At 53.1% G+C, this 4466-nt stretch carries 5 protein-coding genes; all 5 read right to left on the reverse strand.

Translation table 11 applies throughout. The features are described 5' to 3' along the window. Positions 1-799, reverse strand: a 799-nt coding sequence (gene cobT, locus KKD83_10255) for a nicotinate-nucleotide--dimethylbenzimidazole phosphoribosyltransferase (protein ID MBU2536525.1), incomplete at its 3' end; no start/stop codon positions are given. Between the two features lie 17 nt (positions 800-816). Then, positions 817-1929, reverse strand: coding sequence for a histidinol-phosphate aminotransferase family protein (locus tag KKD83_10260; protein ID MBU2536526.1), 1113 nt, complete (start codon positions 1927-1929; stop codon positions 817-819). Beyond that, a complete protein-coding gene (locus tag KKD83_10265; protein MBU2536527.1) occupies positions 1913-2845 on the reverse strand; it encodes a cobalamin biosynthesis protein in 933 nt (310 codons plus the stop codon). Before KKD83_10265 ends, KKD83_10260 begins: the two co-directional genes overlap by 17 nt. Continuing rightward, entirely contained in the window at positions 2846-3679 is an 834-nt protein-coding gene (locus KKD83_10270) for an ABC transporter ATP-binding protein (GenBank protein ID MBU2536528.1), read from the reverse strand. An 11-nt stretch (positions 3680-3690) separates the two neighbouring features. Continuing rightward, positions 3691-4466, reverse strand: a 776-nt coding sequence (locus KKD83_10275; GenBank protein MBU2536529.1) for an iron chelate uptake ABC transporter family permease subunit, incomplete at its 5' end; no start/stop codon positions are given.

The following is a 4466-nucleotide window of genomic DNA, read 5'->3' on the forward strand; positions in this document are numbered from 1 at the left end:
AGCCGTCAATAACCACTGGAATGCGTCTCGCGGCTGCTCCCAGCATTACCCCGACCAATCCCCCGATTTCAAAACCACCTACTTTCGCCAGTACCTCCAGCGGCTTCGCTGGTTCAGGTTGGTTTATAGCGAGGGCCCGCTCGATTACCCTTATTTTATGTCGCAACTGCGCGTCCGTCAGGCCGGTGCCCTGCCCCGTAACCTCAGCCACCGGTTTTCCCGTCATAACGGCACAGATAGCGCTGCTGGCCGTGGTGTTACCGATGCCCATATCGCCCGTGCCCACAATGTCCAGCCCTTTATCGGCCTCACTGTTCACCAGTTCAATTCCGGCCTCCACCGCCTGTGCTGCCTGTCCAGCAGTCATAGCCGGTCCGACCGCCATATTTTGTGTGCCGTAGCCAACTTTTCGCGATATCAGATTGGCATCCTGACCGAGGTCGGTGGCGACTCCCATATCAACGACAATAACCCTCGCTCCAACCTGCCGGGCGATGACATTGATTCCAGCCCCACCGCGCAGGAAGTTGGCCACCATCTGAGCGGTCACCTCCTGTGGCCAGTTGCCGACTTTCTCGGTTACCACCCCGTGGTCGCCGGCCATAACGATGACCGCTTTCTCTTTAATCCGGGGGGGTGACTTACTCTGAATACCTGCCAGTTGAACCGACAGTTCCTCCAGACGACCCAGGCTTCCCGGCGGTTTGGTCAGTCTGGTTTGTCTGGCCCGGGCTTCCTTCATCGCCATCTCATCAAGTGGCCCTATTTTTTCAATGGTACTGGTTATCAGTTCAGACATATTACCCCTCAAAGCAATCATTCCGATGTCATAAGTTCGCCTTTATCCTTCAGCTCTTTGATGACGGTGAGCAACTTCTGGCACTCAGGCAGGGTGCGGGTGGAAATACGCACGAATTCCGGCAGTCCAAAGGACGTACAATCTCGCACCTGAATACCATGTTTGAGCAATCGGCCACGAAATACCCTCGCGTTGCCTGCCCCGACCAGAAAATAATGAGTGTCCGATGGCACCGGTGGCAGGCCGAGTTGAGACAAACCTTTAAGAAGAAATTGCCTGGCTTCTCTTATCTTCTGCTTGCTCTCATCCAGAGCCTCTTCGTGTTCCAAAATCCGAAATCCGACCTGCTGCGCAACAATATTTACGTTCCAGGGCGGACAGACCAGTCGCAATGTATTTATTATCTCTTTACCGGCAATGGCATAACCAAGGCGCAGGCCGGTCAAGGCATAGTCCTTGGTCATAGAACGCAGTAAAATAACATTGCCCCGGGAAATCAACTCAATAGAAGACCAGGGCCGCTCTACGAAAGACAGGTAAGCCTCATCAAGAACTAATAACCCATCCCCGATTGCCGTCAAAATCTTTTCGATTTCTGGCTGGAATAAGTATCTTCCCGTGGGATTGTTCGGATTGCAGATGAAAAGCGCCTTGGGGTGGTGCTGGTCAATAAGGTTGACAATTTCATCGATTCGGGGGGCAAAATTATCCTCAGCCCTCGACCGGTGCTTGACTACGATTGCCCCGGCAAGCTGACTGGTCACCTCATATTCACCGTAAGTGGGCTCAAGTAGGAGAATTTCATCACCCTTATTGAAGTAGGCCAGAGCAATGAGGCGTATTAGCTCTGTGGTGCCGCTGCCAGCTATGATATTATCCGGTGAAATCCCCAATTTTTCGGCCAGCCTCTGCCTCAGTTCGGTGGCTTCAGAATCGGGGTATCTATCAATGGCAAAGTCACCCAGATGCATTTCCTTTATTTCCTCTGGGGGCATGAAGGGATTGGTGCAGACGCTGAAGTCGAGCAAGGCCTCTGGAGAAATGCCCGCAGCCTTCAGTTCCGCGTAATTCATCCCGCCGTGGGGACACTTTATTATATTCTCTACTTCATCTCTAGGTCGCAAGGACAAGATAAATACCTCCCACCGAACCACAGATTAGCGCCCAGGCCGTTACGGTAATATACATCAATTTCAGCGCATCAGCAATTGCCGTCGGTTTGAGAGCGGTTAACGGCTCTCCCAGTTCGTAATGTCCGATTTTCTCCAGCCTCACGTTCAAAGCTCCTGCCATCGCCGCCATGGGCCAGCCGGCATTCGGGCTTTCCGTTTTGGTATGCTCTTTCAGCGCGACCCGCCAGGACCTCCGACCACCCATTCGGGCAATAAAAGCCGCCATAACTAACAAGAGCGCCGTCAGTCTGGCCGGGATGAAATTGAGCACATCATCCAGTCGGCCGGCGAACTTTCCCAGATACTCATATTCACCGTGATAGCCTATCATAGCATCCAGCGTGTTGACCACCCGATAGGCAATCGCCCCCGGAATCCCGAAAATGAGGAAGTAAAACAGGGGCGCAATAAAGCTATCGCTGATATTTTCTGCTACCGACTCCACAGCCGCTGATATCACCATGGGGCGAGTTAATCTCTTGGTATCACGGCTGACGAGTGCCCTCAGTTCAAATCGTGCTTCGTCCAGCCGATTCTGTTCCAAATGTTTATTAATCATAAGCGCAGCTCGTCGCAGCCCCTTAACCGAAAAGGTTAATTTGAAGATTATCGCCCCAACCACTATGTAGGCCACAATATTAAAGCTATATAAATACCGCAGGCCAAAGTAAACCGGAACGGCAAACAGCCCCATAACGAAAAGGACTATACCAGTACCGTATATAAATTGAACGATACGAGCCCGGCTTTTAACTCCTTTTTTCAGGTATGAAGTCACCTTGCCCATCCACGCCACCGGATGGACGGCATTGGGCGGGTCGCCGAATGCGAAATCAATTAATATCGCCAAAAACAGTATGAGCAGAATTTCCATTTAACTTGGTTTGAAGTCCTTTTTATGCGTATTAACAGGGCCGGGCAGTTTTCCGTTACCGGCTTGGAGCAGGACGCAGGGCAGGCCATTCACCGGATGAGAGTAGACGCAGCTCTCAGCACCATAGACCTTGGTAATATTGCTGGAGGTAATAACCTCCCAGGGGGTACCCTCGGCATAGACACGCCCTTCACTGAGCAGGACCAGCCGGTCACAGTACTGCGCGGCCAGATTCAGGTCGTGAAGGGCCGCGAGCACGGCGATGTTGCTCTCCGAACACATATTTCTGATTAAGTCGAGTGTTTCAATCTGACGGCCGATGTCCAGATTTGCGGTAGGCTCATCCAGAAGAATCGCCTTCGTCTCCTGGGCCAGAGCACGGGCGATAAGCAAGCCCTGTATTTCCCCGCCGGAAAGCTCGCTCACTCTTCGCTCGGCAAGGGACTGGGTGCCAGTCTTCTCCATGGCCTGCCAGGCAATAGCGATTTCCTTTGGCCCTTCGTACTGCAGGAAACCAAGATGCGGATTGCGTCCCATGAGCACGATCTCAAAAGCGGTGAAGGCACTGGGCAACAGTGGCAGCTGGGGTACCACCCCGATTAAGAGCGCCAGCTTCCGTCTGGATAATTCATTTATATCCTGAGCATCGATGAGAATTCGCCCCGTAAATGGGGAAATGATGCCGCTTAACGCCCGGATAATGGTGGACTTCCCGCAACCATTCGGGCCAATCAGCCCCACCATCTCCCCCGGCCTTGCCCGCAGGCTGATGTCCTGCAAGACTACCCTGCGGCCGTAGCCAAGCGAGACGTCACGCATTTCAATCGTTATCATATTTATTCGCCTCAGAAAATCACATGCTTTCGACGTCTTAACAGATAGAGGAAGAAGGGAGCACCACATATCGCCGTGATAACACCTACCGGTATTTCCGTCTGTGCCAGTGCGGTGCGCGCGATTATGTCGGCAATAATGAGAAAAATGGCGCCGGTAAGTATTGACAGTGGCAATAAAAAGCGGTGGTCGGCGCCCCATATCAGGCGCACCGCATGTGGAATGATGATGCCGACGAATCCAATAACGCCGACGAAAGAGACCGCGGCCGCGGTTATCAGCGTGGCCGCCCCCAGGAGGGCAAGTTTGAGTCTTTCCACGTTGATGCCGAGCTGCCGGGCTTGCTCTTCATCAAGCTGCATCAAATTCAACGAGCGAGCGTAAAGTAAGAGGACAACCAGGCCCACCAGTACATAGGGTAATATCATTACTGCCTCTGACCACTGGCTCAAGGAGAAGCTGCCCATCAACCAGAACATGATGCCGTGTATCTTTTCGCCACTGGAAATTATGAGGTAAGAGACGATTGAGGATAACAACGCCCCGAGTGCTACCCCGGCCAGAATAAGCGTCGTCACCGGCAGCGTTTTACCGACGCGGGCCAGCATATAGACAACCGTGGTGCTGAGCAGTGCGCCGGTGAAGGCGAGCAGCGGGATAATCCCGAATCCCAGATTGTGCCAGGCTGGGGGAAGCATGAAGCCGATAACCGCTCCAAGCGCAGCTCCCTGTGCCACGCCTATCAGATATGGGTCGGCCAGTGGATTTCGGAAAAGGCCCTGATAGG

The sequence above is a fragment of the Chloroflexota bacterium genome (assembly GCA_018829775.1).
Taxonomy (GTDB): domain Bacteria; phylum Chloroflexota; class Dehalococcoidia; order Dehalococcoidales; family RBG-16-60-22; genus E44-bin89.

Excerpts from the sequence above, each read along its gene's own strand:
- KKD83_10270 (MBU2536528.1), bottom strand. The coding sequence starts at position 3,679 with ATGATAACGATTGAAATGCGTGACGTCTCGCTTGGCTACGGCCGCAGG.
- KKD83_10265 (MBU2536527.1), bottom strand. The coding sequence starts at position 2,845 with ATGGAAATTCTGCTCATACTGTTTTTGGCGATATTAATTGATTTCGCA.